General features: G+C 70.6%; 21 protein-coding genes. 16 read left to right on the forward strand and 5 right to left on the reverse strand.

What is annotated here, in order from left to right; translation table 11 throughout:
• The first annotated feature begins 22 nt into the window (after positions 1-22).
• Both EJB06_RS02750 and EJB06_RS02755 read left to right on the forward strand, forming a co-directional pair.
• Positions 23-3523, forward strand: coding sequence for a hypothetical protein (locus tag EJB06_RS02750; protein WP_126072448.1), 3501 nt, complete (start codon positions 23-25; stop codon positions 3521-3523).
• The gene (locus EJB06_RS02755) at positions 3520-5001 is read left to right on the forward strand and encodes a hypothetical protein (RefSeq protein ID WP_126072449.1); all 1482 of its coding nucleotides are present in this window, start codon (positions 3520-3522) and stop codon (positions 4999-5001) included. Before EJB06_RS02750 ends, EJB06_RS02755 begins: the two co-directional genes overlap by 4 nt.
• 10 nt (positions 5002-5011) lie before the next feature.
• On the opposite strand, the gene EJB06_RS02760 is transcribed toward EJB06_RS02755, so the two are convergent.
• From EJB06_RS02760 to EJB06_RS02770, 3 genes are all read right to left on the reverse strand, one after another.
• Positions 5012-6298 (reverse strand): hypothetical protein, encoded by a 1287-nt coding sequence (locus tag EJB06_RS02760; protein WP_126072450.1) that lies wholly within the window; start codon positions 6296-6298, stop codon positions 5012-5014.
• 183 nt (positions 6299-6481) lie between these two features.
• Positions 6482-7030 (reverse strand): RNA polymerase sigma factor, encoded by a 549-nt coding sequence (locus EJB06_RS02765; protein ID WP_126072451.1) that lies wholly within the window; start codon positions 7028-7030, stop codon positions 6482-6484.
• Between the two features lie 207 nt (positions 7031-7237).
• On the reverse strand, positions 7238-7783 hold the full coding sequence (locus EJB06_RS02770; protein WP_126072452.1) for an RNA polymerase sigma factor: 546 nt from the start codon (positions 7781-7783) through the stop codon (positions 7238-7240).
• Between the two features lie 293 nt (positions 7784-8076).
• Between EJB06_RS02770 and EJB06_RS02775 the strand changes: the two genes are divergently transcribed.
• The 10 genes from EJB06_RS02775 to EJB06_RS02820 all read left to right on the forward strand — a co-directional run bounded on the left by EJB06_RS02775 (position 8077) and on the right by EJB06_RS02820 (position 15833).
• The gene (locus EJB06_RS02775) at positions 8077-9060 is read left to right on the forward strand and encodes an FHA domain-containing protein (RefSeq protein WP_126072453.1); all 984 of its coding nucleotides are present in this window, start codon (positions 8077-8079) and stop codon (positions 9058-9060) included.
• On the forward strand, positions 9057-10421 hold the full coding sequence (locus EJB06_RS02780) for a FliI/YscN family ATPase (RefSeq protein WP_307720432.1): 1365 nt from the start codon (positions 9057-9059) through the stop codon (positions 10419-10421). Before EJB06_RS02775 ends, EJB06_RS02780 begins: the two co-directional genes overlap by 4 nt.
• Before the next feature lie 2 nt (positions 10422-10423).
• Positions 10424-10906 (forward strand): hypothetical protein, encoded by a 483-nt coding sequence (locus EJB06_RS02785; protein WP_229426889.1) that lies wholly within the window; start codon positions 10424-10426, stop codon positions 10904-10906.
• A complete protein-coding gene (locus EJB06_RS02790) occupies positions 10896-11519 on the forward strand; it encodes a hypothetical protein (RefSeq protein WP_126072455.1) in 624 nt (207 codons plus the stop codon). The genes EJB06_RS02785 and EJB06_RS02790 overlap by 11 nt, the downstream gene beginning before the upstream one ends.
• A 62-nt stretch (positions 11520-11581) precedes the next feature.
• Entirely contained in the window at positions 11582-12613 is a 1032-nt protein-coding gene (sctQ, locus tag EJB06_RS02795; RefSeq protein ID WP_126072456.1) for a type III secretion system cytoplasmic ring protein SctQ, read from the forward strand.
• Positions 12610-13269, forward strand: coding sequence for a type III secretion system export apparatus subunit SctR (sctR, locus tag EJB06_RS02800; RefSeq protein WP_126072457.1), 660 nt, complete (start codon positions 12610-12612; stop codon positions 13267-13269). The genes sctQ and sctR overlap by 4 nt, the downstream gene beginning before the upstream one ends.
• Positions 13270-13302: 33 nt before the next feature.
• Positions 13303-13566, forward strand: coding sequence for a type III secretion system export apparatus subunit SctS (gene sctS, locus EJB06_RS02805; RefSeq protein ID WP_126072458.1), 264 nt, complete (start codon positions 13303-13305; stop codon positions 13564-13566).
• Between the two features lie 2 nt (positions 13567-13568).
• Positions 13569-14354, forward strand: coding sequence for a type III secretion system export apparatus subunit SctT (gene sctT, locus EJB06_RS02810; RefSeq protein WP_126072459.1), 786 nt, complete (start codon positions 13569-13571; stop codon positions 14352-14354).
• Positions 14351-15457 (forward strand): type III secretion system export apparatus subunit SctU, encoded by a 1107-nt coding sequence (gene sctU, locus EJB06_RS02815; protein ID WP_126072460.1) that lies wholly within the window; start codon positions 14351-14353, stop codon positions 15455-15457. The genes sctT and sctU overlap by 4 nt, the downstream gene beginning before the upstream one ends.
• Positions 15447-15833, forward strand: coding sequence for a hypothetical protein (locus EJB06_RS02820; RefSeq protein WP_126072461.1), 387 nt, complete (start codon positions 15447-15449; stop codon positions 15831-15833). Before sctU ends, EJB06_RS02820 begins: the two co-directional genes overlap by 11 nt.
• A gap of 68 nt (positions 15834-15901) precedes the next feature.
• Here the strand turns inward: EJB06_RS02820 and EJB06_RS02825 are convergent, their stop codons facing one another.
• The gene (locus tag EJB06_RS02825) at positions 15902-16996 is read right to left on the reverse strand and encodes a type IV pilus twitching motility protein PilT (protein ID WP_126072462.1); all 1095 of its coding nucleotides are present in this window, start codon (positions 16994-16996) and stop codon (positions 15902-15904) included.
• Between the two features lie 239 nt (positions 16997-17235).
• On the opposite strand from EJB06_RS02825, the gene EJB06_RS31675 reads away from it, so the two are divergent.
• From EJB06_RS31675 to EJB06_RS02835, 3 genes are all read left to right on the forward strand, one after another.
• Positions 17236-17391 (forward strand): hypothetical protein, encoded by a 156-nt coding sequence (locus EJB06_RS31675; protein ID WP_164557786.1) that lies wholly within the window; start codon positions 17236-17238, stop codon positions 17389-17391.
• A 48-nt stretch (positions 17392-17439) separates the two neighbouring features.
• A complete protein-coding gene (locus EJB06_RS02830; protein WP_126072463.1) occupies positions 17440-17664 on the forward strand; it encodes a hypothetical protein in 225 nt (74 codons plus the stop codon).
• Between the two features lie 82 nt (positions 17665-17746).
• A complete protein-coding gene (locus tag EJB06_RS02835; protein WP_126072464.1) occupies positions 17747-17929 on the forward strand; it encodes a hypothetical protein in 183 nt (60 codons plus the stop codon).
• A 145-nt stretch (positions 17930-18074) separates the two neighbouring features.
• Here EJB06_RS02835 and EJB06_RS02840 read toward each other — a convergent pair whose 3' ends face one another.
• Positions 18075-22688: a hypothetical protein gene (locus EJB06_RS02840; RefSeq protein ID WP_126072465.1), complete on the reverse strand. Its 4614-nt coding sequence runs from the start codon at positions 22686-22688 to the stop codon at positions 18075-18077.
• A 314-nt stretch (positions 22689-23002) separates the two neighbouring features.
• Between EJB06_RS02840 and EJB06_RS02845 the strand changes: the two genes are divergently transcribed.
• Entirely contained in the window at positions 23003-23416 is a 414-nt protein-coding gene (locus tag EJB06_RS02845; RefSeq protein ID WP_126072466.1) for a hypothetical protein, read from the forward strand.
• Positions 23417-23724 lie beyond the last annotated feature (308 nt).

Raw genomic sequence — 23724 nt, forward strand, 5'->3', positions numbered from 1 at the left:
TGAACCGACCCGACCCATCTTCATGCAAAACCACCTGTTCGTTCCCATGTGCCTGGAAGCGCTGTGCGTCACCACGCGCATGCTCGTGCCCGAAGAGCAAAAGTGGGCCGTCCAGTACGACCGCCTGGCCGATCTCGACAGTCCCGAAGCGCCGCACTATCATCCGCTCCCCGGCGAGAGCGGCCGCCCTCCCGGGGTGTACCTGAGCTGGACCCTGCCGCCCGGCCTGCGCAGCGCGCGCGAACAGCCGGACGGCACGCTCGCCTTCGAAAAAATTCCCAACCGCTACCTGGTGCTGCGCCAGCAGCGCCTGGCCGACGGCACGTGCGCCGCCATGGCCTGGCTGCTGCTGGCCGACGGCGCCGGGGGCGGGCGCTTCGACCCCGAGCCGGTGCGCGCCGCCAGCGCCTTTCTCGACCCGCAGTCCGGCGCCGCGCCGCAGTCCCTGCTGATCGGCATCGCCGTGCCGGCCCACCGCTACGCGCCGCAACGGCACCGCTCGGCCTTCGGCGACGCCGCCGGCCGCTACGCGCTCGACGCCGGCGGCTGCGGCAACCCCGCCTTTACCGTCTTCACCCCGCACAACCGTAACATCCTCTCGTTCTACGACCCGGTCGCGCACGAGCACATCGCCGACGGCGCCGTCCCGACGGCGCAGCAGCGCATCGAGCGGGCCAGCCTGCGCTACAGCGTACTGGGCTGGTACGACGATGCGGCGCTCGAGCCGCTCGCCGGGCGCGAGGGCGCCGCCCTGGCCGCGCGCCTGGCGCAGCTGGGCTGGAACCCGGAGCCCGGCCTGGCCGGGCCGGCGCGGGTGCTGGTCGGCGCCAGCCTCGATGCGCTGGCGTGGGAGCGCGACGGCCAGCCGGACGATGCGCGTCCGGCCGGGGCCGATGTCAAGATCGCCTTTGCGCCCTCGCTGATGGAGGGGCTCGACGTGCTGCTCGAGGCGCACGGCGCGGCCCCGGCCACGGCCGGTTTCGCCGAATTGCTGCACCGGCAAACCGCGCTGGCGCCGCCGGCCCTGGCGCGCGAGCGCCACCAGCGCGGCTTTGCCAGCCTGGCCGGCGAACGACGCTATTGGCTGGCGCAGCGCGACGAGGCGGCGGCCGGTCCGGCCGCGGCGGCGCCGCTCCCGACGCCGGCCGCCCTGGCGGCGCTGGCCGCACTGCAGGCGGCGGAAACGCGGCGCGCCGCGCTGGCGCTGGAATGCGAGCGCTGGCGGCGCGCGCGCCAGGACCTCGACTGGCGCCGCGCCATGCTCGACGGCGAGCGCCAGCGGCCGGCGCTCGAGGTCGGGGAAGACGACTGGCCGGAGCTGGTCGCCCGGCTCGAACTGCAGGCGGCGCAGGTGCGCGCCGATGGCGCCGCCGCCGACGGCGCGCTGGCGGCGGCCGGACAGGCGCTGGCGGCGGCCGAGCAGGCGCTGCTGGCCTGCCTCGATCCGCGCCTGGCCCTGCGCGAATCGGGCGCCGGCCGCTACTACGAAGGCCAGGACCCGCTGCTGCTGATCGCCGGCGCGCGCGGCGGCCTGGCGCGGCGCGCCGACGATCCCCTCCTGTTCGGGCGCGCCGGGCTGGCCGTAACGGCGCTCGCGCCGGCGCCCGGCCCGGCCGAACCGGACTGGGTCTGGGCCGGCGCCGCGCCGTGGCAGGCGCTGGCGGGACATGCCCCGGTGGCGGCGCTGCTCGCGGCGCTGGCCGGCCTCGGCGCAACCACGCCCGGCGCCGCCGGCTGCTTCGCGCTGGCCAGCCGCGCCTGGCGCCAGCCGTGGGCGCCCCTGTTCCTCGAATGGGAACTGCGCTACCTGGATGTACCCCTGTTCGGGCCGGACGGCTCGCCGCACTGGCGCTTCGGCGGACGCGACTACCTGCTCGAGGACAGCGCCGCCCGCCCGGACGGCGCCGTCAGCTGCCTGGTGCGCGAGCGCAGCACGGTCACCCCGGCGCTGCGCGAAGTGCTGCTCGCCGAACTGCGCCGCGTGCTGCAGGACCATGGCCTCGAGCGCGAAGCGATCGAGGCGCGCCTGGCCGCGCTGGAGCACTGGGACTTCCTCAGCCAGCGCCTCGACGGTGTGCTCGACCGCATGCGCTGCCGCGATGCGCGCAGCCACTACCTGCCCAATCCGGACGGCCTGCCCGCACCGGGCGCCAATCCGGGGGCGCCGCGGCCCGACCTGGCCGTGCCGGCGGAGCAGGCGGCGCCGCTGTTCCGGCGCGCCAGCGGCGGCCAGTTCCGCATCGAACGCCTGACCCTGGTCGACCGCTACGGCCAGGTGCTGCCGCTGGCCGGCCCCTGGCGCGACGGCCCGGGACGGCTTCTCGATGCCGGCAACTGCTTCATCGCGCCGGCCATGCAAGCCGGCCCCGACCTGGCCGGCGCCGAGTTCGGCGCCTGGTCGCCCAGCGTCCAGCTGGCGCCGCGCCTGCTGCAGCCGGCGCGCCTGGACTTCCATCCGCGCGCGCTGGGCACCGGCCAGGACGGGCCGCTGGCCGGCTGGTGGAGCTGGAATCGCTACAACCGCGCCCTGATGGTGTACGCCGCCGACGGCGCCTGGCAGGGCATGCTGCATGCCGCGCCGGACGGGCGCGCCGCCTTCGAGCCGGCCCCGGACGGCCCGGCGCTGGCCGAGCTGGCCGGCGCCAACCCGCCGCTGGCCGGCCCGCTGGCGCGCATCGCCGCCGCCGACGACGGCGGCGCCCGCCTCGACGCGCTCGGCCGCCTGCTCGACGACGCCGGCTGGCGCATCGATCCGGTCGACGAACACGATGCCTGGCTGTCGGTGCTGACCGGGCGCCCGCTGGCCGTGATCGGCGCCAGCCTGGGGCTGAGCTTGCAGGGCGCGCCGCTGGCCGACCCTTCCTGGGCCGAGGCCTTCGGCGCCGACGGCTTGCCGGACGGCCTGGCGCAGCTGCGCCGGCGCCTTGCCGCCGCCGCCCCGGCCGACCCGCTGGCGCAAGCGCTGCCCATGACGCTGGGCGACCCCGACGACCCCGAAGAAGGCCTGGTCGCCGTCTGGCGCGAAGCGCAGCCGGACTTGCTGCTCAGCCCGTACGCGGGCGAAGACGGCCCAGGCATCGCGCCGCTCGGCCCCGCGCACCCGCTGTACTGCCGCTTCGCGCCCGCGCCGGCGCTGCGCCTGTGCTTGCTGATGGACCCGTTTTCCAGCGTCTACGCCAGCTGCGGCCTGCTGCCCGACCAGGCCCTGGCGCTGCCGCCCGGCCTGTTCGACGCGGCGTTGCGGGCGCTGGCGCCGGTGTTTTCGATGGGACCGCTGCTGGCCGAGTACGAGCCGGCGGCCGAGGCCGGCGCGCCCCTGCTGCACATGCCGGTCCCGCCGCACGAGCTGGGCCAGTGGCAATGGCTCGACGGCAGCGGCGCCACCATCGACCTGCGCCATCCCGGCACCGAAGCCCATCTCGGCGGGCGCCGCACCGAACTGCGCGAGGGCCGCATGCTGCTCGCTCCGCACCCGGCCGCGCCCGCCACCGACCACGCACAGCACGGAGAGACTCCAGCATGATCCACACCACCCTCGGCGGCGCCGACGACGACATCTTCAGCGGCCTGCGCTACAACCTGCTGAGCGCTCCCAGCCCGCTGCAAACTTCCAGCCGCGCGCTCGACGGCGCGGCCGGCCGCAGCGGCCTGTCGCTGGGCACCTTCAGCGTCTCGCTGGTGGCGGTACGCCCGCTCGGCAAGGACAGCAAGCCGGTGGCGCTGACCCACCAGGTCAAGCGCGTCAGCTTCCTGTTTCCCCAGCACGCGTCGTTCGGCCAGATGGGCGGCGACGTGCTGGTGCAGAACACGCGCGAGACAGCCCATTTTCCCTTCAGCGCCGAGGCGGTCGGGCCGGCCGGCTGGGCCGCGGCCGGCATCGCGCTGGCGGTGCCGGCGCCGCAGCGGCGCGCGCTGAGCCTCGACCCCGGCCAGCCGGGGCTGACCTGCGAGATGCTGTGCCAGCCCTTCGTGGTCGGCCCCGCGCCGGGCGCCGACGAGGTCCTGCTGGCGCCGTGGGAAAGCCTGACCTTCACGACCAGCGAGGCGGTCCTGACCACCCGCCCCGGCGCCGCCATGGTGTATGTGGTGGAAGAGCTGTACAACCTGAAGACCCGGGCCACGCTGGTGCGCACCCTGTACCTGCCGGTGCCGCTGATGCCGTCGGACACCTTCATCGCCGCCTTCGGTCCCGACCAGGCGGTGCACATGGCCAACGCCCACGGCCAGGCCGACGTCGCGCTGCGCTGGCAATACCAGGGTGCGCCGGACGCGCGCGCCCTGGCCGGCGCGCTGGCCTACACCGTGCTGGACGAACGGGACGGCAGGGCGCGGGAACGCGTGCTGGAACTGGACGACGCCCAGCTCAGGCTGGGCGTGCTGCCGCTTAACGGGCTGAACTGCGCAACGGCGCTGACGCTGCGCCTGCGCCTGGCGGGCGAGACGGTCGATTGCGCCGAACTGCGCAGCGCCGTGCACATCGTCAATCCCTCGCCGCGCTTCCACCAGGTCAGTACCGGCGGCCTGCGCCTGCTTGCCGAGCCTGGCGCAGCGGGGGTGCGCGGCCTGGCCAACCCGCCGCAGCTACTTCCGCGCAACGGCATGCGCGGACGCGCGGCCGGCGACGGCATGCTGCTGGCCCAGGTCAGCGTGAAGGAAGAGTTCGAAAGCGCGGCGCCGATGGGCGAGCAGTTCGGCGCGCTGCGCGACAGCCCGCGCGCCGTGCTCAGCGTCACCGTCAGCCACCCCGGGCCGCCCGGCAGCCCGCCGCGCCACGCGCGCTACCGCACGGCCGCCTCGCTGGTGCGCCTGCGCCAGGATCCCGCCAATCCGCAGGCGGGCACGCAGACCCTGTCGCTGTCGAACGGCGCGCTGTGCATCCCGGTGCCGGACGGCAGCGTGGTTACCTGCGACCCCGGCCAGTACGGCGACATGGAGCGCTGGTTCGACTGGCGCTTCGAATTCGTGCCGCTGGGGCCGTCGAGCACGCTGCAGCCCGACTGAGCGCGCGCCCTTACATCTGTACGCTCCAGTTCACCGCGCCCAGCTGCATGTGGCCGCGGTGGAAGGTTTGCGCCACGGTCAGCGAGTAGCGCCGCGCCGGCGTTCCGGGAGGCACGGTCAACTCCAGCGCGGCTTGCCACTCGCCCTGCGCCACCTCCTTGAAATCGCCGAAGTCGCGCAGCAGCTGCAGGCCGCGTCCGTTGAAGTACTCGGCCGGGAAGCGCATGGTTTCGCGCCCGGGCGCGCGCAGCACCAGGGTCAGTTCGCTACCGGGCGGCAAGGGCCCGCCGGCGCCGGACTCGCCCACCTCGACGTTGTAGAACGCGAACAGGTCGTAGCTGGCGGCCAGGTCGGGCACCGCGCGCAGGGCGAATTCCAGGCGCGCATCGCTGCGGTAGACATTGAAGTTATGCCAGACGGCGCTGTTGCACTCGGCGATGAAGCGCTCGAACGCGAACTGGTCGGGAAAGCGCGGCCAGGTGTGCGGATCGTCCAGGCGGTCGAGCACGGCGTCGATCACGCCGATGAAGCAGTAGTGGCCCAGCTCGGGAATTTCCGCGCGCGGCCAGCGCACTTCGCCGACGAAGATGTCGGCCGCGCTTCCCTCCAGAATATAGTTGCATTCGCCAATGTAGGCGCCGGGGCCGATGCGGTTCCAGTCGCCGGGCCGGATCAGGGTAGCCGGCTTGCTCCAGTACACGCTCAGGGTGGGCACCAGCGGGCGCGCCCGGTACGATCCGGCCTGCGCGCCGGGCGGACGGATCGCCTTGCAGCGCAGGTAAAGGTAGTTGTCGCGGCCGCGGTCGATGTCGTCGAAGGCGGGCTGGCGATCCCAGTCGGCGGCGAAATGGGCCTGGTAATCGGCGACCCTGTCGTTGCGTGGAATCACATCCGGACTGAAGCTGATCACGCCGGTCGGCGGCATCACGCCATCGTCGTCCATATTGTCGCGCATCAGGGCGTCGGCGTCGGCATACGCCTGGCGCGCCGGTTCCGGGCCGTACAGCTCGACGAGCACCGGATACAGCCTGGCCGCCGGCGTTGGATCGGTGGCCGCGCCGCAGGCGGCGAAACCGACGCCGTACACCAGGCGCTGCGGGTGCCAGGCCCAGACCAGCACGCAACTGAGCTGATCCTGGCTCATCGGCGCCCCGTCTTCCGGGAAATCGCTGTACAGCCTGAACGCCACCGCCTCCAGCACGTCCTGCATCGGCACGCCCTCGGCCTCGAGCCGGGCCTTCTCGGCGCGCGCCCGTTCCACCAGGCGTTGCAGAACTTGCTTGTCGCCCATCGACATGGATTCCTCCTGAAAATTAAGAGTTGGAAATTGGAAACATTGCAATCATACGCCATGCGTTGCGCCGCCGCCAGCGCCGCCGCATGCCGCTGCCCGGGCGCGTGAGGCAGGCGCATGCAAGCGTTGTCATCCAAAGTCGAGCGCGGCGCGCGATGCGCCGCGGGCGCTGCCGATCGCGCCCGCTCAGGCGCCGGCGCCGAACTGCTCGCGCACGGCGGCGCGCACGCGCGAGACGCGCGAGCGCACGGTGCCCACCGGCACTTCCAGGTAATCGGCCGCTTCCTCGTAGGTGATGTCGCGGCTGACCACGACGTCGAAGGTTTCGCGGATCTTCGGCGGAAAACTGCGCAGCAGCGCATCGACCCTGGAACTGATCTGGCGCGACTCGCACAGCTCGGCCGGCGTGGCGCGCTGGTCCCTGATCTGGTCGAAATACCCTTCTTCCACCGGCTCGTACAGGTCGGCGCTGTTGCGGCGCACCTGGTTGCGCGCCAGGTTCAGCGCGATGCCGAACAGCCAGGTGGACGGCTTCGACATGCCGGCAAAGCGGTCCGCGCAGCGCAGCGCTTCGATGAAGGTGCATTGCACCACATCCTCCGCGTCCTCCAGGCTGCGCGTGTAGCGCTGCACGAAACGCACCAGATGCTGGCGGTGTTCGAGGAACAGGCGCTGGACATCGGCGGCCTGTATGGCGGGCGACGACACGGTGCGGGAAACAGGCGCGGACATCATGACAATTTCTCCATGTAGAGTAAAAACTGTGGCGGACGGTGGGTGTTCAGTCGTCTGGATTTTCAGTTAACAATGTATCAGGAAAAACACCGCGACCGGGGCTTTGCAGCCCATCTTCGGGCGATTTTGAAAATCGTTGAGAAGTTCGGCTCGCCCTGACGGAAACAGGCATTACAAGATGACAAGGGCATGACATGCGCGGCAGCTTCAGGCCATGCTGCCGAACTGCTCGCGCACGGCGGCGCGCACGCGCGAGACGCGCGAACGCACGGTGCCGACCGGGATCGACAGGTACTCGGCCGCCTGCTCGTAGGTGGCGTCGCCGTTGACCACCACGTCGAAGGTTTCGCGGATCTTCGGCGGCATGCTGCGCAACAGCGAATCGACCTGCAGCGTGATCTGGCGCGACTCGAAACGGTCCGCCGGATTGGCGAACTGGTCGGCGATCTGTTCCATGAACCCCTCCTCCACCGTGTCGTACAGATCGGCGCTGTTGCGGCGCACCTGGTTGCGCGCCAGGTTCAGCGCAATCCCGAACAGCCAGGTCGACGGCTTCGACAGCCCCGAGAAGCGGTCGGCGCAGCGCATCGCTTCGATGAAGGTGTTCTGCACCACGTCCTCGGCGTCTTCCAGGCTGCGCGTGTAGCGCTGCACGAAGCGCACCAGGTGCTGGCGGTGCGCCATGAACAGGCGCCGCACATCGATGGCGGGGGTGGCGGGGCTCAGGCTGGCGGCGTGTTCGATAGTCATCATGCGATCTCCGTAATTGGCGGGAATGAGGTGTGCTGTCCCTTGCGGTCCGTGGCCGTTGCGGCAGCACCATGGACGCCACGATAGCAGCGAAAAAACGGCGTTCTGCCGAACCATGAGCATTCGTGAGACTTTGAAAAACGTTGAGGAAATTGCAGCAGGCAAGCCCGCACGCGAGGGAACCGCAAGGCCGCCGGCGTCCACCGCGCGGGCGAGGCCGCTTCTATCAACAAGCGCGGAACCAAAGCGCCGCCGCCGGCACTCACCGGTATCGAACCAGCCACAGAGACCACACCATGCTTGAACTGCGAATCCTCAACGGCCTGCATCGGGGCGCCACGCTGCCGCTCGATGGGCAGGCCGTCCACATCGGCGCCGGCGACGAGGCCGACGTCGTCATGGCCGACCACGGCATCGAATCCGAACACGCGCGCCTGGCGCCGCACGGCGACGGCTGGCTGCTCACCGCCAGCGGCGGCGCCATCTACGCCGCCGGGCGCAGCGATGCACAGGAACTGGTCGAGCTGCGCGCCGGCGACTGCGCGCGCGTCGGCGACATCTGGATCAGCGTCTGCTGGCCGGACGCGCCGTGGGAAGCGCCACCGCCGCTGCCCGAACCGGAACCGGCCTGCGATGCGCGCGAGGCGCACGCCGGCGACACCGCCGCGCCGGCGCCCGTCCAGCAGGAGCCACCCAGGCCGCATGCCAACTGGCGCCGGCGCGGCGCCGGTGCGCTGCTGGCGCTGGTCGCGGCGATGCTGGCCGCCACCGCCTACGCGCTGACCACGCGTCCCGACCCGGTCGCCCTTCAGCCGGTCACAACGCAGAGCGGCGCGCCCAAGCCGCCCGCGCGCGCCGGCAAGGCCGCAGCGCCGCCCAAGGCGCCGGAGAAGCCGGAGAAGCCGGACCTGGCCGCGCTGTTCCGCAAGCGCCTGGCCGACGCCGACCTGCTCAACCGCTTCGACCTGTCGCTGGGCGAGCGCGCCTGGAGCATGCAAGCCCATCTCGACGACGAAGAATCGGCCCGCTTCGAACGCATCCTCGGCAGCTTCATCAAGGAGCACGACATCCGCTTCCCGGTCAAGGCCAAGGCGGTGACGGCGGAAGCGATGCTGCCGTTCCGCATCGGCCAGGTGATCTCCGGCGCCAACGCCAGCATCGTGACCCAGGATGGCGCGCGCCTGTACGTGGGCGACGATTACAAGGGCGTGCGGGTGGTGGCGATCCAGCCCAGCCGCGCGACCTTCTTCGGCAAGCGCAAGATCGAGGTGATCTGGTGATCCGCGACGCGGCCGCCGCGCAGCGCCTGGCGCTGCTCGCCAGGCAGGCGCCGCTCTGGCTGGCCGGCCTGCCGGCCGCGCCGGGCCTGCAGCGCTTCGGCCGCGTGGCCCAGGTGCTGGGCACCCTGATCGAGGCCCACATGCCGCCCGCCCGCATCGGCGAACTATGCCACCTGCACAGCCCCGGCGCCCAACCCATGCTGGCCGAGGTGATCGGCTTTTCCGAACAGGCGACCCTGCTGTCGGGACTCAGTCCGCTCGAAGGCGTCTCGCGCAGCACCCTGATCGAACCGCTCGGGCGCGTGCACACCATCGACAGCGGCGAGCACCTGTTCGGCAGCGTGCTCGATGGCTTCGGCCGGGTGCTGTTCCGCTCTCCGCACGCGCCGCCGCTGCGCGCGGACGGCTGGCGCGAAACCGTGCCGGTGGTGCGCGAGGCGCCGGCGGCGGTCGACCGCCCGCGCATCGCCACCGTGCTGCCGACCGGGGTGCGCGCCATCGACGGCCTGCTCACGCTCGGACGCGGCCAGCGGGTCGGCGTGTTCGCCGGTCCCGGCTGCGGCAAGACCACGCTGATGGCGGCGGTGGCGCGCGGCTGCAAGGCCGACGCCATCGTGTTCGGCCTGATCGGCGAGCGCGGGCGCGAACTGAACGAATTCCTCGAACACGAACTCGATCCCGAACTGGTCGCCAAGACCATCATCGTCTGCGCCACCTCGGACCGCACCTCGATGGAGCGCTCGCGCGCCGCGTTTACCGCCACCGCCATCGCCGAAGGCTTCCGCGCGCGCGGCAGGCAGGTGCTGCTGCTGGTCGACTCGCTCACCCGCTTTGCGCGCGCCCAGCGCGAAATCGGCCTGGCCGCCGGCGAGCCGCCCGCGCGCGGCGGCTTCACGCCCTCGGTCTACACCATGCTGCCACGCCTGGTCGAGCGCGCCGGCGCCACCGCCGAAGGCGCCATCACCGCCATGTATACAGTACTGGTGGACGGCGAATCGGCGTCCGATCCGATCGGCGACGAAGCCAAGTCGCTGCTGGACGGGCATATCCTGCTCAGTAAGAAACTGGCGGAACAGGGCCACTACCCGGCCATCGACATCCTCGCCAGCATCAGCCGCACCATGGGCAACGTCACCGACGGCGCGCACCGCAAGGCCGCCTTCCGCTTCCGCGCGCTGCAATCGCGCTACCAGGAGATGGAATTGCTGATCCGGCTGGGCGAATACCGCAGCGGCGGCGATCCGCTGGCCGACCAGGCGGTGGCGCTGCGCGAGGCCCAGATCGACTTCCTGCGCCAGGACACCAGCGGCCAGACGCCGTTCGCGCACACCCTCGAACGCCTCGCGGCACTGGCGGCATGAGCATGCGCGGCACTGGCGGCAAGCCCCGGCGCGAAGCGGTGGACGTGATCGAAGCGCGCGTGCCCGACCGCACCATCGAACGCCTGCTCGGCGTGCGCAAGCACCGCCTGGAGCGTTTCGAACGCGAGCGGCGCGAGGCGCGCGAACGGTGGCGCGCGCGGCGCGACGCGCTGCGCCAGGCCAAGCTGGCGTGGCGCAGCGCGCGCGAAGGCGCGTCCGAACACTGGCGCCAGGCGCGTGCGCAGTTCTTTGCGATGGAAACCGACAGCCGCCAGTTCCGCGCCGCCCAGGGCGGCTACGAACGCATGAAGCGCGATACCGGCCAGCGCCTGCTGGCCTGGCGCGAACACGCCGGCGGCAGCCGCGCGGCCGGCGCCGACTTTTTCGCGGCCCACCGCCAGCTGGCCGAGGCCCGGCGCCAGCAGGAAAAGCTCGACATCCTGCGCCAGCACATCAAGGACACGGAGCGCCGCCATGACGATTGAGGTGCGCACCGGCGCTCCCGCCCCGGCGCGCGACGACGACAAGCCGCAGCCGGTGCGCCGCGCGCCGCCGCCGCGCTATGCGCCCAGGCCCGCACCCAAGGCGCCGCCGCCGCCATCCCCCGCGCCGCCACCCCCACGTCCCAGGCCGCGCGATACCCAGGCAGCGCGCCAGGCCGAGTACCTGCGCCGCGAGCGCGTGCGCCGCGAGCAGGCGGAGGCCGACCCGCGCACGCCCTTGATCGACAGCTTCGTCGACACCGTCGTCGCGCCGCCCGGCCACCAGCACGGCGACGCCGACGACGGCGAGGGCTGCGCCGGGGTGGGAGCGGCCGGCGGGGTGGGGGTGGGGATGGGGGTGGGCGCGTCCGCCAGCTCCGACGCCGGCGTCGAAGCCGCCCTGCTTGGACTGCAGGAACAGCAAGGCATCTTCGAACTGGAGCTGCCGGGCGGGCAGTCGCTCGGCGTGGTGGTGCACACGGCGCCCGGCAGCGTGCAGTTCCTGCTCAGCGCCGGCGACGGCGACCTCGAACAGCGCCTGCATCAAAACAAAATGGAACTGGAACGGCGCTTGCAGCGACGTATGCAGAAGGATGTGCGGATCGCCGTGCTATAGCGCCCGCCCTCATCCGCCTTGCGGGCGCCGCCATCGCGGCGCCGCGGGCCTACCCGGATTTCATGACCATGCCGAGCTCCCCGATCATCCCCTACGCGGCCACGCACGCCGTGCGGCCGCTGGCCGTGGCCCGCATCGGCCGCGACCAGGCCGACCTGGCACGCTTGACCGGCATCGGCCGCCAGGCATCGCTGCCGGCGCTGGCCGCCGACGCCGTCCTGACCGTGCAAACGGCCGTCGACGCCGCGCCGTCGTGGCTCGATCCGCTGACGCTGCGGGGCAGCTTCGGCTGCGTCGAACTGGTACGCGGCGCACGGCTGCTGCGCGCCCTCACCGGCATCGACCTCGGCGAGCATCGGCACGGCCCCCATTGGGAATGGCTGCAGGGCGCCGTGTGCGCACGCCTGGCCGGCACCCCGCTGGCCGGCGCCGGCAGCCTGACAGCCGACACCCCTGCCGACGCCGCAGCGCCGCTGACGACCTTGCGCCTGACGCTGCGCAGCGGCGGCCACCTGGTGGCAACCCATGGCCGCGCCAGCGCCGCCGACTGGCTGCGCTGGCTGGCCGAACCCTGCTGGCGTCCGCTGCAAGCCCCGTTCGACGCCTTCGCCGCCCTGCCGCTGCGGCAGGCGGTGCGACTGGCGCGCCACCGCCTGCCGCACGCCATGCTGGCAAGCCTGCGCCAGGGCGACGTGCTGCTGCCCGACAGCAGCGCCTTCGATCGCGGCGGCTGCGGCCACGTCGACCTGGGCGGGCTGCGCGCCAGCGTGCGTTACCAGGCGCCCGGCACCCTGATCATCTTAGCTTTGGAGAACCGCATGGACCAATCCCCCGATCACGACAGCGCAAACGCGTGCGAGCTTGCGCAGGACGCGCTCGACCAGCTGCCCGCCACGCTCGACATCGAACTGGGCAAGCTCACCCTCAGCCTGGGCGCGCTGCGCAGCCTGGCGGTCGGCAGCACGCTGCTGCTGGCCGGCGCCGGTCCGGCCGCGCTGGAAATCCGCTGCGCCGGCCAGCTGCTCGGCCGCGCCGAGGCGGTCGACGTCGACGGCAGCCTGGGCGTGCGCATCACCGAATGGAGCGCGGCATGATGGGCAGCCAGTACGACGTCGTCTCGTTTGCGATCCTGCTCGGGATGATGTCGCTGATCCCGCTGATCGTCGTCGTCACCACATCGTTCCTGAAGATTTCGCTGGTGCTGCTGGTGCTGCGCAACGCCATCGGGGTGCAGCAGGTGCCGCCCACCCTGGCCATCTACGGCATCGCCCTGGCCATGAGCATCTTCATCATGGCGCCCACGGCGCAGCAGATCGGCACGCGCGCGCTGGCGATCGAAGCGCGCGGCGGCGCCGGCCAGAGCGGCCAGCTGATGACGCAGGCGCGCGAAGCGGTCGAGCCGCTGCGCGCCTTCATGCTCAGGTTCAGCCACCCGGACCAGCGCGAGCTGTTCCTCGATTCGGCCCGCAAGCTGTGGCCCAAGGACATGGCGCAGGCGGCGACGTCGAGCGACCTGCTGGTGCTGGTGCCGGCCTTCGTGGTGTCCGAGCTCCAGACCGGGTACCAGATCGGCTTCCTGATCTACATTCCCTTCGTCGTGATCGACCTGCTGGTGTCGAACCTGCTGATGGCGCTGGGCATGCAGCAGGTCAGCCCGCAGACCATCACGATCCCGCTCAAGCTGCTGTTGTTCGCCATGGTCGGCGGTTGGGGCAAGCTGCTCAACGCCCTGGCCATGTCGTACCTGTAACAGCCCTGTGACATTTTCATTCTGAGGCGCGCCATGGGCGACACACTTCAATTCTTCCAGCAGGGCCTGTGGCTGGCGGTGGTCATCTCGGCGCCGCCGCTGCTGATCGCCACCCTGTTCGGCGTGCTGGTCTCGCTGGTGCAGGCGGTCACGCAGGTGCAGGACCAGACCCTGCCCTACGTGGTCAAGCTGCTCTCGGTGGCGCTCACCGTCGCCGTGCTGGGACGCTGGTTCGGCGTCGAGATCATGCAGCTGTGCGAGCGCGCCTTCATGCTCATTCCCACCATCGGACGCTAGCCATGAACAGCGCCCTGCTGGTCGACCTGCAAACCTTCCTGATCGCCATGGCGCTGACCGTGCCGCGCAGCGCCGTCTGCCTGGCGATCCTGCCCGGCTTCAGCAACCGCACGCTGCAAGGGATCATGCGCAACGCGGTGGCCTTCGCCATCGCCCTGCCGGCGCTGGCGCCGACCTACTTCGCGCTGCAGCAGTCCACCCCCGGCCTGCTGGGGGCCGCCGCGCTGGCGCTCAAGGAAGCCGGCATCGGCCTGCTGCTCGGCGTGATGCTGGCCATTCCGGTGTGGGTGGCGCAGTCGATCGGCTCGATCCTCGACACCCAGCGCTCGCCGATCCAGATCCCGTCCGGCGTCGACCAGGATGCCAGCGTGCTGGGCGGCATGCTGCTGCAGGCGACCGTGGTGCTGATGGTCGAGGCCGGCCTGTTCCTGGCGCTGGTGCGCATCCTGATCGAAAGCTACGGCCTGTGGCCGGCCATGAGCCTGACGCCGCCGTTCGAACCGGGCCACCTGGACCTGCTGATCCGCCGCTTCGGCGAATTCTTCTGGCACATCGCCGTCTACGGCGGCCCGGTCATCATTCCGCTGCTGATGGTCGACTTTGCGTTCGCCATCATCGGCATCTTCGCCGGCAACCTGCAGGTCTCGTTCATTTCGGCGCCGGTGAAAAGCCTGGCCGGGCTGCTGATCCTGCTGGTGTACTGGCCGATCTTTTCGCACTACGTGGCGGGCGACTTCGCGCGCATGCTCGACTTCATCCCGCACATGCTGGACTACGGCAGACAATGAGCGACGACAAAACAGAAGAACCCACAGACAAGAAGCTGAGCGACGCCCGCGACAAGGGCCAGATCGCGATGAGCCGCGACCTGGCGCGCGTGGCGATGCTGATCGTCGTGGCCGAACTGGCGCTGGCCACCGAGCCGCAGTGGCGCGCGGCGCTCGACGCCCTGTTCGAGCTGTCGCTGCGCCAGGTCGGCCAGCCCTTCCATATAGCGATGCCGGCCGTGATCACCGCCGCCGGCAATCTGCTGCTGGCGGTGTTCGCGGTGTTCTTCGTGGTGTGCCTGGTGGTGGCATTCGCCTCCCACTGGGGCCAGTTCGGCATCCTGATCGCGCCCCAGTCGCTCACGCCCTCGATCGACAAGATCAACCCTGTCAACGGCGTCAAGCAGCTGTTCGCCAAGAAGAAGATCGGCGAGCTGCTGATGGCGCTGATCAAGGCCATCAGCCTGGGGATCATCATCTGGTTCATGGTGCGCAAGCAGCTGCCGTCGATCCTGCAGATGTCCAACGGCGAACCGAAGGACATCTACTTCGGCTTCATCGCCCTGCTGCGCAGCGTGCTCCATCCGGTGGTGGGCGTGTGCCTGGTGCTGGCGATGATCGACTTCGCGCTGCAAAAGTACTTTCACATCAAGTCGCTGCGGATGGACATGGAAGAGATCAAGCGCGAATACAAGGAGTCCGAAGGCGACGCCCACGTCAAGCAGGCGCGCAAGGGGCTGGCGATGCAGTGGGCCTCGGAATCGGCTCCGGCCAGGACCGCCGGCGCCAACGCGGTGGTGGTCAACCCGACCCACTTTGCGGTTGCGCTGTTTTACGATCCGGCCGAGACGCCGGCGCCGCTGCTGCTGGCCAAGGGCAAGGACGACGTCGCCCAGGCCATGATCCGCGAGGCGCGCGCGCACGGCATCCCGGTGATCCGCCACGTCTGGCTGGCGCGCACCCTGTACGCCACCGGCCAGGCCGACCACTACGTGCCCCGCGCCAGCTACGAGTCGGTGGCCCAGGTGTACGCGGTGGTGCGGGAACTGATGGAGCAGGACGATGCCGGGCGCGAAGTCGAACTGGAAAGCCGTGGCGAACCGCCATCGTCCCATGCGCCCTGACCCGGTGATCCCGATGGCCTGCGAGACCACGGTGCCGGCGGCCGCGCCGCCGACCGTGCCGCTGAGCGTGCTGGCGGTCGTCCCGGCGCCGCTGGCGCCGCTGGCGCCTGACGTGCTGCCGGCGCGCCGCGTGGCGCGTTCCGAGAACGTCGTCGGCGGCTGCGAAGAGCGCATGCACCACCTGGCGATGGTGCAGGGCAGTCCGGTGCCGCCGCTGCGCATGCACAGGGCTGCACGCGGCCCCATGATCGGGCCGGCCCGTGCGGGCAGCCGCGTCGAATGCCTGCGCCGCTGCGGCAGCGACGGCTTCTGCGATCCGTCCAGCCCCAGCGGCTGCGGCGGCGAATACTGCCTGGCCGGCCGCGAGATTGTCTGAGCGGTGGTGTAAGCAGCGCCTGTTGCTTAACGCTCGTTGCTTAACGCTTGTTGCTTAACGCTCGTTGCTTAACGCTTGTTGCTCAACATTTCATGCAGCTCCAGCCGGTTGTAGGCCGAGCGCATCGCATCCTTGGTACCGATCATCTTCTTGCCGACCAGCTGGGCCAGCACGTCGTTCAGGCTGCGCGACATATTGTCTTCCTTGCGCTTGAGGAAGTCGGCGATCAGGTGCATCTTGGACGGATCGCTGATCAGCGGCGCCACCTGCTGGTTGTGATTGAAGATCATCTCGCTGGCCAGCACGAAGTTCTGGCCGTCCTCGCTCGGCAGCAGGTTCTGGTAGATCACGCCCACCAGGGAATTGGCCAGCGCGGCGGCGCGCTGCGCCTGCTGCTCGGCCGGGAAGAACCCCAGCAGCTTGGAAATCGCGCCCAGCGCGCTGTTGGTATGCATGGTGGCCAGCACCAGGTGGCCCGATTCGCCGGCGTGCAGCACGGTGTCGGCGGTGTCGAAATCGCGGATCTCGCCCACCATCAGCACGTCCGGCTTTTGCCGCATCGCCTCGCGCAGGCCGCTCGAAAAACTGGCGGTATCGGTCGGCACTTCCTTTTGCGAGATGATGGCCTGGTCGCGCCGCAGGAAGTACTCGATCGGCTCCTCGATGGTCACGATGTGGGCGCTGCGGGTGCGGTTGATATGGTCCAGCAGCGCGGCCATGGTGGTGGTCTTGCCCGAGCCGGTCGGTCCGGTGACCAGGATCACGCCCTTGGTCGCTTCGAGCATGGTGCGCACGTAGCCCGGCAGCCCGGTCTTTTCGATCGAGATCGGCTCCATCGGCAGGCGCCGGATCGCGATGCCGATCGCGCGCCCGCCCGACATGCGGTACAGATTGCAGCGCAGGCGGCAATTGGTCAGCACGAAGGAACGGTCGATGGCGGCGTTGAGGATCTTGTCTTCCCAATCCTCGTCGATGGCCCCCAGCAGCGGCGTCATTTCCGCCAGCGTCACCGCTTCCTCGCCGGCGGCGGTCCAGCCGCGCGGCGTCTTGATCATGATGCGCGCGTCCTGCTCGATGTGAATGTCGGAGAACACCTCGCCCTGGTTGACCAGTGCAATCAGCTCGGACAGCAGGTCGCGTTCCGCCAAAAATTCATCGCTCATATGTATCCCGAAAAATGGCGCCCCGGCGGCGCCGCTGCCTCTTGCCCAGTGGCGGATGCAAAGCAAATCATACTTGCCCCACGCCACCGATTCCTCAACAAATCTCAGCGCAGGGCGGGAAGCGGCAAGTTTGGCGCCGGCGACGGAACTTGTGCCCGTCCGGCGGTGACTCATGTAGGACCGCTGCGGCAATACATCGCCAAGGCGGCAATCTCAATCAACCACTTCAGGAGAACACCATGGGTTTGTTAGTCGCGGGATCGGCAGCAGCAGGGACGGCATCGGGTCTGATTTCGATCGGGGCCGGTATGGCAGCCAACGAGGCGCTGTCGGCGGCCGAGATGGCAGCGCAGATCCAGAAGAAGGCCAACACCGCTGCGGTGAACGCCATCTGAGATCGCGCCTGGCGGCGCCGGCCCAAGCGGCCGGCGCCGCAACACGACGTGCGCAGTACCGCTGCGGCAGCGAACAGCCAAGGCGGCAATTTTCATCAACTATATCAGGAGAACATTATGGGCTTGTTAGTCGCAGGATCGGCAGCAGCAGGGACGGCATCGGGTCTGATTTCGATCGGCGCCGGTATGGCAGCCAACGAGGCGCTGTCGGCGGCCGAGATGGCCGCGCAGATCCAGAAGAAGGCCAACACCGCTGCGGTGAACGCCATCTAAGCACTCGCTTAGTCAGCGCCGGAGGCGGCACGACCTTGCCGCCTCCGGCATTTTCCAGCCTTGATCACGACAGGAGGCAACGATGACCTATCTGAATGAGCGAACACAGCATTTGCCGGGCCCGGCCCGCAGCGGCGCGGGCGAATGGTCCACCGCACCCGGCGGCGACGCCGACCTGATCCGCTGGGCGGCGGCGCAGGGCCAGGCCCTGTCCAAGCTGCAGATCTTCAGCACCATGGCCAAGCAGGTCAACGAACAGCAGTAAACCGGCGCCGCCGGCAGGCGGCGTCTTTTCCGGTACCGCATCCTGTCATACATCCCCCCTCTTCCCGCCATCGCCGATCTTTCCCCCTTCGTGCGCCTGCGGCCGGATCGCCTGTGAGGACCCGGCCGCCTGCCACCCCGCCGTGTTACTGGAAGTTATACGAGCGCAATTCGCGCGAGCCCTCGGCCTGCCTGAGCCCGAACATGCGCAGCCCGGATTGCACGCCGAAGCTGTCCTTTTCGGTCATTTTCTCGATGATCGCCAGCTTTTGCGGCAACCAGCTGCCGGCATCGGCCAGCAGGCGCCGTTGCTGCTCCTTGCAGTCGCCCGCGCCGAACATGCTGCCGCCCTGCCTGTCGATGTCCGAGAAGCTGTCGTACAGCGCGGCGGCCTCCGGCTTGATGCGCTGGCGCACCATGTACTTGAAGTTGGGACGCTCCTCGGCGCGCGCGGTGGCGATCAGCTCGTCGAGCTGGCGCGTGCCTTCCGCCAGGTCCTCCTCGGTAAAGGCGGCCCACATGGCCGGGCCGATCTCGGGCTTGTCGGCGCCGGGACCGCCCTTGTCGCGCACGTACTCGCTGGTCATGGTCCGGACCCACAGGTCGCGCTCCCGCTCGATCCTGCCCACCCAGGCCTCGGCGCTCGCAAACTCGACGTCCAGATAGGCGGCGCGGTTGATCAGTTTGCCGTCCTGGGTCGGCAAGCTCACCTTCACCGACTGGCTCTGTTCGCCCAGTACGGCCTGCATGGAAACCAGGTCCAGGCTGCCGCTCGACATGGCGCCCACCTTGCCGCTCTGCGCTTTGTTGCCTGGCGCCGCGCCGGGCGCGGGAGCGGCCTGCTCCTCCTTGGGCTTGGGGCCCTTTCCCACACCCGCGCCGAGGGTGGCGCCCAGGTTCAGGCTGGCGCCCGTGCCGAACTTGCGTGCAAGCAGGTTGACGGTGCCGCCGCGTTCCTTGACCTTGGTTTGCTGGCTCGAGGTGTTTTCGCCCGACAGGCTGATGCTGGCGCCGGCGCGCAGGCTGGCGCCGCCGGCCTTGCCCGACACGGCGGCCCCGAAGTCGACCGCCATTTTCTGGCGGTTGGTGGTGTTCTTGCTATCTTGCCAACCGACCGAGACGCCCTCGCCGAAGTCGCTGGCCAGCTTGCTCCACATCGCTTCCTCGGACAGGCCGTCGGCGCCGGCGTCGAGCAGGAAGGCCATCAGCTTGCGGGTGGTCTCGACCATGCCAGCATCGTCGTAGGCGACCGAGCCCCAATCCTTGTCGTTGCTGGCGCGGCTGGACTCCTTCATCGGCCGTTCGACCCGGAAGATGATGCCGCGCCCCTCGCTGCGTTCGAAGTCGACCGGGGTGGCGGTCGCCCCGCCGCCCGCCCTGAGCTTCATTCCCGCCTTCGACTCCTCGCTGCCGAGCTTGATGTCGTAGCCCACCTTCAGGCCGACGCCGCCGAGGGCGCGATGCGACTTCGACGTGCCGAGGAAGATCTCGAAGCCATGGCCCGAACGCGCCAGCTCGAACGTGGCATGCCTGCCGAAATCGTAGCGCAGGTCGGCGCGCACGCCGAACACCATCGCGCCCGACATCGCATCGGCCACGATGGCCGAGGCCCCGACCGTGCTGAAGCCCTTGATCGCGCCGTCGCTCAGCTTGAGCCGCGAACCGGACTGCATTTTTCCGACCAGCTCGTTCAAGACGCTTGCCATGGCGGCGCGGGTCATGGTGGCCGGCTTCAGGTCGGCCGCCTGCTCCAGGTCGCGCGCCTCCTGCAACGCCGCCGTTACCTTGTCATGCGGCAGCTTGATGTGCGCGGCCAGATGGCGCACCAGGTCGAGCGTGACAGGCAGCTCGGCCAGGTCCGGCAAGGTCGAGCCGGTCGGCGCCGCCGCCAGCGCGGCAAAGGAAAAGCCGGACGGCGTTTTCTGCCTGGGCAGGCCGGCCCAGTCGTCGAGCAAGCCGGCCACGAGGCCGCGTTCTTCCTCGTCCAGGGGGTCGCGCGCCGCCGCCATGGCGCGCACGTCGTCGCGCAGCGTGACGCACGCGTGCTGGAAGGCGGCGCAGTATTTTTCGAGTTCCTTGGGGACGCTGCCCAGGTGGGTGCCCTGCACGCCCATCGACAGCCCCCGCAGCGGCGTCGTCCTGGCGCCCACCGCATTGGCCAGCTTCGCCACAGTCCCGCTGCGCTCGGCGCGCGGCACGGCCTTGCGCATGAATTTGTGCAGGCGCGCCGTCATCATTTTCTGGGTACTGCGCGGACCATCCTCGCGTGCCCCCTGGCGCCAGGCGAACAGGTCGCCCGTGGCCCTGGCCGCGTGCGCCGGTGCGGCCGGTCCAGCGCCGTCCAGGCGCGCGGCGCTGTGCTTGAGGACGCGGCTGGCGAGGGTGTCGCCCAGCTGGTCCGCGCGCGCCTGGGCCAGGATCGCGCGCGCGTGCCCGGGCGCCACCGCCGCCAGCGCCGGCGCGGTCTCGCGCAGGGTGTCGGCCGCCTGCAGGAAGGCGCGCATGGCCTCGCGCTTGTCCCCCGCCGGCGGCGCGTCGTGCATGTTCTCGATCAGCAGCGCGAAACCGCGCTCGGTGCGCGCCAGCACTTCGGCGCTGCGCCAGGCCGCCACGGCCGCCGCGTCCGTGGGCGGCGCCGATGCGCCAGCCAGCTCGCTCCAGCGCATCGCGCCGCGCAGGTGGTGCAGCGCGGCCAGCGCCTGGGCCCCGCTGTGCGCATCGGGGGCGGCGCCGGCACGCACGCCGGCCGGCATCAGGGCGTGCGCCAGCATCAGCTCGCGGTCGAGTTTGTGCGGGCCGGCAGAGGCGGCGGGCGCCAGCAGCGCGTCGACCAGGTCGCCGGTTTCTTCGCTCTCGCCTAACTGCACGCCCAGCAGGCGGGCGAAGGCGGCCGGACTGCTCATCGCATACGCCATGTCGGGCGCGGCGCTGTCCTTGAGCACGGCGGCGCTGGCCTGCAGGGCGCGCCCGACGGCCGAGCTGCCCAGCGCCGGGGCCTTGGCCAGCAGGTCGTGCGGGGTGTCGGCGTGGTGCTGCGCCAGCGCCGGCTGGCGGCGCAACTGGTCGGCTGCCTGCAAAAAGGTGTGCAGGCTCTCGCGCTCGCGTTCTTCCGGCGCCTTGCACATGGTGTGCGCCAGCAGGACGAAGCCCCCTTCGCTGCGCGACAATACTTCGGCCGCGCGCCAGGCCAGCATCGCCTCGGGCCGGCCGGACGGTGCGGGCGCGGTCAGGGCGTTCCAGTTCATTTCCCGCTGCATGTACCGAAACGCGGCAAGCGTCGCGCTGACATCGGGCGCGGCCGGCGGCGCAGGGGCGGCGCCGGCCGCTGGCGGCGGCGCAGCCGCTACGGGACCGCGCGCGCCGAGCAAGGCCACGGCCAGCGCCTGCGCCGCCGCGTCCTGGCCCGGCCCCAGTTCCGGCGCCAGCGCGGTGCGCAGCGCAGCCACCTCCTGCGCCGATGGCGGCAGCGGCGGCGCGCCGGGGGCCGTGCGCATGGCGTCGAGCAGGCCCGCGCGCGCCGTGCTGGCGCGACTCCTCAGTTGCGCGGCGCGCTCCGGAACGTCCTTGAGCACGCGTGCGCGCGCGGCATCGGTGCGCCGGGCCGAACTGAACCGCCAGCCCTTGCTGGCGGGATCGGCCGCATTGCGCACGTCATGCTTCCTGGACGGCTTCCTGACATCGACGACGGCGGAAAACAGATTCCCCGCCCGCGTCTGGCCGGCCGGCCCGACATCGATGCTGTGCTGGACCGTGCGATCCTTGACCCGATTGCGCAGCCGCCGCAACATGCCGGGCGTCTTGTGCACCGGCCCTTCCCCCATCTTGCGCAAGCGCTTTTGCTGCGCCGCGTCGCCAACCTGCTGCGGGGCCCAGGTATCGCCGCTGCCGGCCAGTGCGACAGCGTTCGCGAGCGCCGCCGTCACGCTGGCCTTCCCGAGCCCGCCGGCCTGCGCCATGCGGCCGAGCGCATCGAGGCTGAGCGGCGCCGTCTGGTCCAGGCCGAGGCGCTGCGCCTGTGCCGGCGCGGCCGTGAACGCGGCCATGCAAGCGGGCGCGCCGGCGGCGCTCCATTGCGCCAGCAGTCCGGCCAGCACGGCCAGCACGGCCGGGTCGCGCACCTCGCCCGCCGCCGGCGGCGCCTCGATCGACGCCGCCAGCGCCTTGCAGGCATGCTGGAAAGCGGCCGCCTTCTCCCTGGCGATGCCGGCGCGCGCGCCATGCAGGCGCCGCTGCGCCTCCTCGGGCGCAACGCCGCCCGCCGCGGCCAGTTGCGCCAGCGCGTCGAGCGTGAGCGGGCGCTTGGCGGCACTGCCGAGGTGCCTGCGCACTTCCGCCGTCAGCGCGAAGCCCTGCGGCGTCGGCGGAGCGGGCATCGCGGCCCATGCCTGCAACTGGTTCCTGATGGCGCTGGACCTGGCCGCCTGCCTGCGCGGCAAGGCGGGCAGCAGGTCGATCGCATCGGCCAGCCCGGCGCAGGCTTGCTGGAAACCCCTGACCTGCTCGCGCGCCAGGCTGTCCTTGCCGCCGCGCTTAGGCGCGACGGGAGCGAAGCTGGCGTCGGCGGCGCTGTGCCGTCTGCGCGCTCCGGACGGCTGGGACGCCCGCTCTGGCGCAGCGGGAAAGTCAGGAGCCGCGCCTGCGCTGTCGCGCCTTGGCGGACCGGCCGGCAGGTGCGTCTGGTCTTGCGCAGCGGGTAATTCAGGAAGGCGGGCCGCAAGAGCGCTGCGGTTCGGGATCGGCTCGATGGGGCTTCTCAACATGTCGGCGCTCCGCGCAAATGGGGTGGTCGGCCACTGTGTGGCATTGCCGCTTGCCAGGGTTCCAGCACGCGCGCGTGGCATGAAAACGACCGTCAAACAACACCCGTTCGACGCGGAACGGCGCACGCCTTTTCGACCACTGAAGCCGGCGCGGAAAATCAGTATCATCGAGTACGGGAAGCGGATCGTCGCAGGCCACGGATGCACTGCAAGCCGTGCCGGCGCTGTTTGATCTTGGCGATGCGCCCCGGAATGCGTAGCATTCCCTTACCCATATTGCATTGCTCCGACCGCTTACTTACCTATAAGGTTCTATGCAGCAACACGACTATGTCCCACCAGAGGCGTTCGCCGGCTCCGCCGCGGCCGTCCTGCGCTGCCTGCGCGAGCTGGTCGCCCTGACGGGCCTGGGCAGCGCCGACGGTCCTCCGGTGCTGGAGCTGCAGTTCGACGACATCGTCACGCTGACCTCGCTGGCGGCCGACGCGCCGCAGCCCTACCTGTGCGTGTCGGTCTACCTGCCGCGCCGCGCGCTGGCGCCGTCGGCGGCGGCGCCGCTGGCCAGCCCCGGCTATCCCGGCGGCGAATGGCTGTGGGACGCCAGCGAAGGCCGCTACATCATCCTGCACGACATCGGCATCGAGCAGCTGGCCGACGAAACCAGCCTGCTCGACGCGATCCTGGCCGCCAAGGACAAGGCAAGCGCCTGGCTGCTGTCGGTGTCGTAGCGCAGGCGCGCCGCCGCCACCGAAAAAAATCACCGCCTGCGCCATCGCGCACGGAACCTTGTCCCTCCCGGCGAACACTCATGAGTACTCCAACCGGAGTTGCAATCGACAATTTTGAAAGGAAGTACCATGCCAATGCTCGCTCCCGTCCTGACCGCCGTCTCCGCCCTCAGCTCGCTGGTCCCACCGCCACCACCGCCAGCGCCACCATCCAAAGGTCCGGATAGCGGCGCCATCATCTAACAGCGTCACCGGCGGGGCCGCCAGCGCGGTCCCGCACCTGTCTTCCTGCGCAGTTCCCGCTGCGC

Source organism: Massilia atriviolacea, from assembly GCF_003953935.1.
GTDB classification, from domain to species: Bacteria; Pseudomonadota; Gammaproteobacteria; order Burkholderiales; family Burkholderiaceae_D; genus Telluria_A; species Telluria_A atriviolacea.

What these genes read in the sequence shown, in the direction of transcription:
- EJB06_RS02750 (WP_126072448.1), top strand. Translation starts at nt 23, where the DNA reads ATGCAAAACCACCTGTTCGTTCCCATGTGCCTGGAAGCGCTGTGCGTC.
- EJB06_RS02755 (WP_126072449.1), top strand. Translation starts at nt 3,520, where the DNA reads ATGATCCACACCACCCTCGGCGGCGCCGACGACGACATCTTCAGCGGC.
- EJB06_RS02760 (WP_126072450.1), bottom strand. Translation starts at nt 6,298, where the DNA reads ATGTCGATGGGCGACAAGCAAGTTCTGCAACGCCTGGTGGAACGGGCG.
- EJB06_RS02765 (WP_126072451.1), bottom strand. Translation starts at nt 7,030, where the DNA reads ATGATGTCCGCGCCTGTTTCCCGCACCGTGTCGTCGCCCGCCATACAG.
- EJB06_RS02770 (WP_126072452.1), bottom strand. Translation starts at nt 7,783, where the DNA reads ATGATGACTATCGAACACGCCGCCAGCCTGAGCCCCGCCACCCCCGCC.
- EJB06_RS02775 (WP_126072453.1), top strand. Translation starts at nt 8,077, where the DNA reads ATGCTTGAACTGCGAATCCTCAACGGCCTGCATCGGGGCGCCACGCTG.
- EJB06_RS02785 (WP_229426889.1), top strand. Translation starts at nt 10,424, where the DNA reads ATGCGCGGCACTGGCGGCAAGCCCCGGCGCGAAGCGGTGGACGTGATC.
- EJB06_RS02790 (WP_126072455.1), top strand. Translation starts at nt 10,896, where the DNA reads ATGACGATTGAGGTGCGCACCGGCGCTCCCGCCCCGGCGCGCGACGAC.
- sctQ (WP_126072456.1), top strand. Translation starts at nt 11,582, where the DNA reads ATGACCATGCCGAGCTCCCCGATCATCCCCTACGCGGCCACGCACGCC.
- sctR (WP_126072457.1), top strand. Translation starts at nt 12,610, where the DNA reads ATGATGGGCAGCCAGTACGACGTCGTCTCGTTTGCGATCCTGCTCGGG.
- sctS (WP_126072458.1), top strand. Translation starts at nt 13,303, where the DNA reads ATGGGCGACACACTTCAATTCTTCCAGCAGGGCCTGTGGCTGGCGGTG.
- sctT (WP_126072459.1), top strand. Translation starts at nt 13,569, where the DNA reads ATGAACAGCGCCCTGCTGGTCGACCTGCAAACCTTCCTGATCGCCATG.
- sctU (WP_126072460.1), top strand. Translation starts at nt 14,351, where the DNA reads ATGAGCGACGACAAAACAGAAGAACCCACAGACAAGAAGCTGAGCGAC.
- EJB06_RS02820 (WP_126072461.1), top strand. Translation starts at nt 15,447, where the DNA reads ATGCGCCCTGACCCGGTGATCCCGATGGCCTGCGAGACCACGGTGCCG.
- EJB06_RS02825 (WP_126072462.1), bottom strand. Translation starts at nt 16,996, where the DNA reads ATGAGCGATGAATTTTTGGCGGAACGCGACCTGCTGTCCGAGCTGATT.
- EJB06_RS31675 (WP_164557786.1), top strand. Translation starts at nt 17,236, where the DNA reads ATGGGTTTGTTAGTCGCGGGATCGGCAGCAGCAGGGACGGCATCGGGT.
- EJB06_RS02835 (WP_126072464.1), top strand. Translation starts at nt 17,747, where the DNA reads ATGACCTATCTGAATGAGCGAACACAGCATTTGCCGGGCCCGGCCCGC.
- EJB06_RS02840 (WP_126072465.1), bottom strand. Translation starts at nt 22,688, where the DNA reads ATGTTGAGAAGCCCCATCGAGCCGATCCCGAACCGCAGCGCTCTTGCG.
- EJB06_RS02845 (WP_126072466.1), top strand. Translation starts at nt 23,003, where the DNA reads ATGCAGCAACACGACTATGTCCCACCAGAGGCGTTCGCCGGCTCCGCC.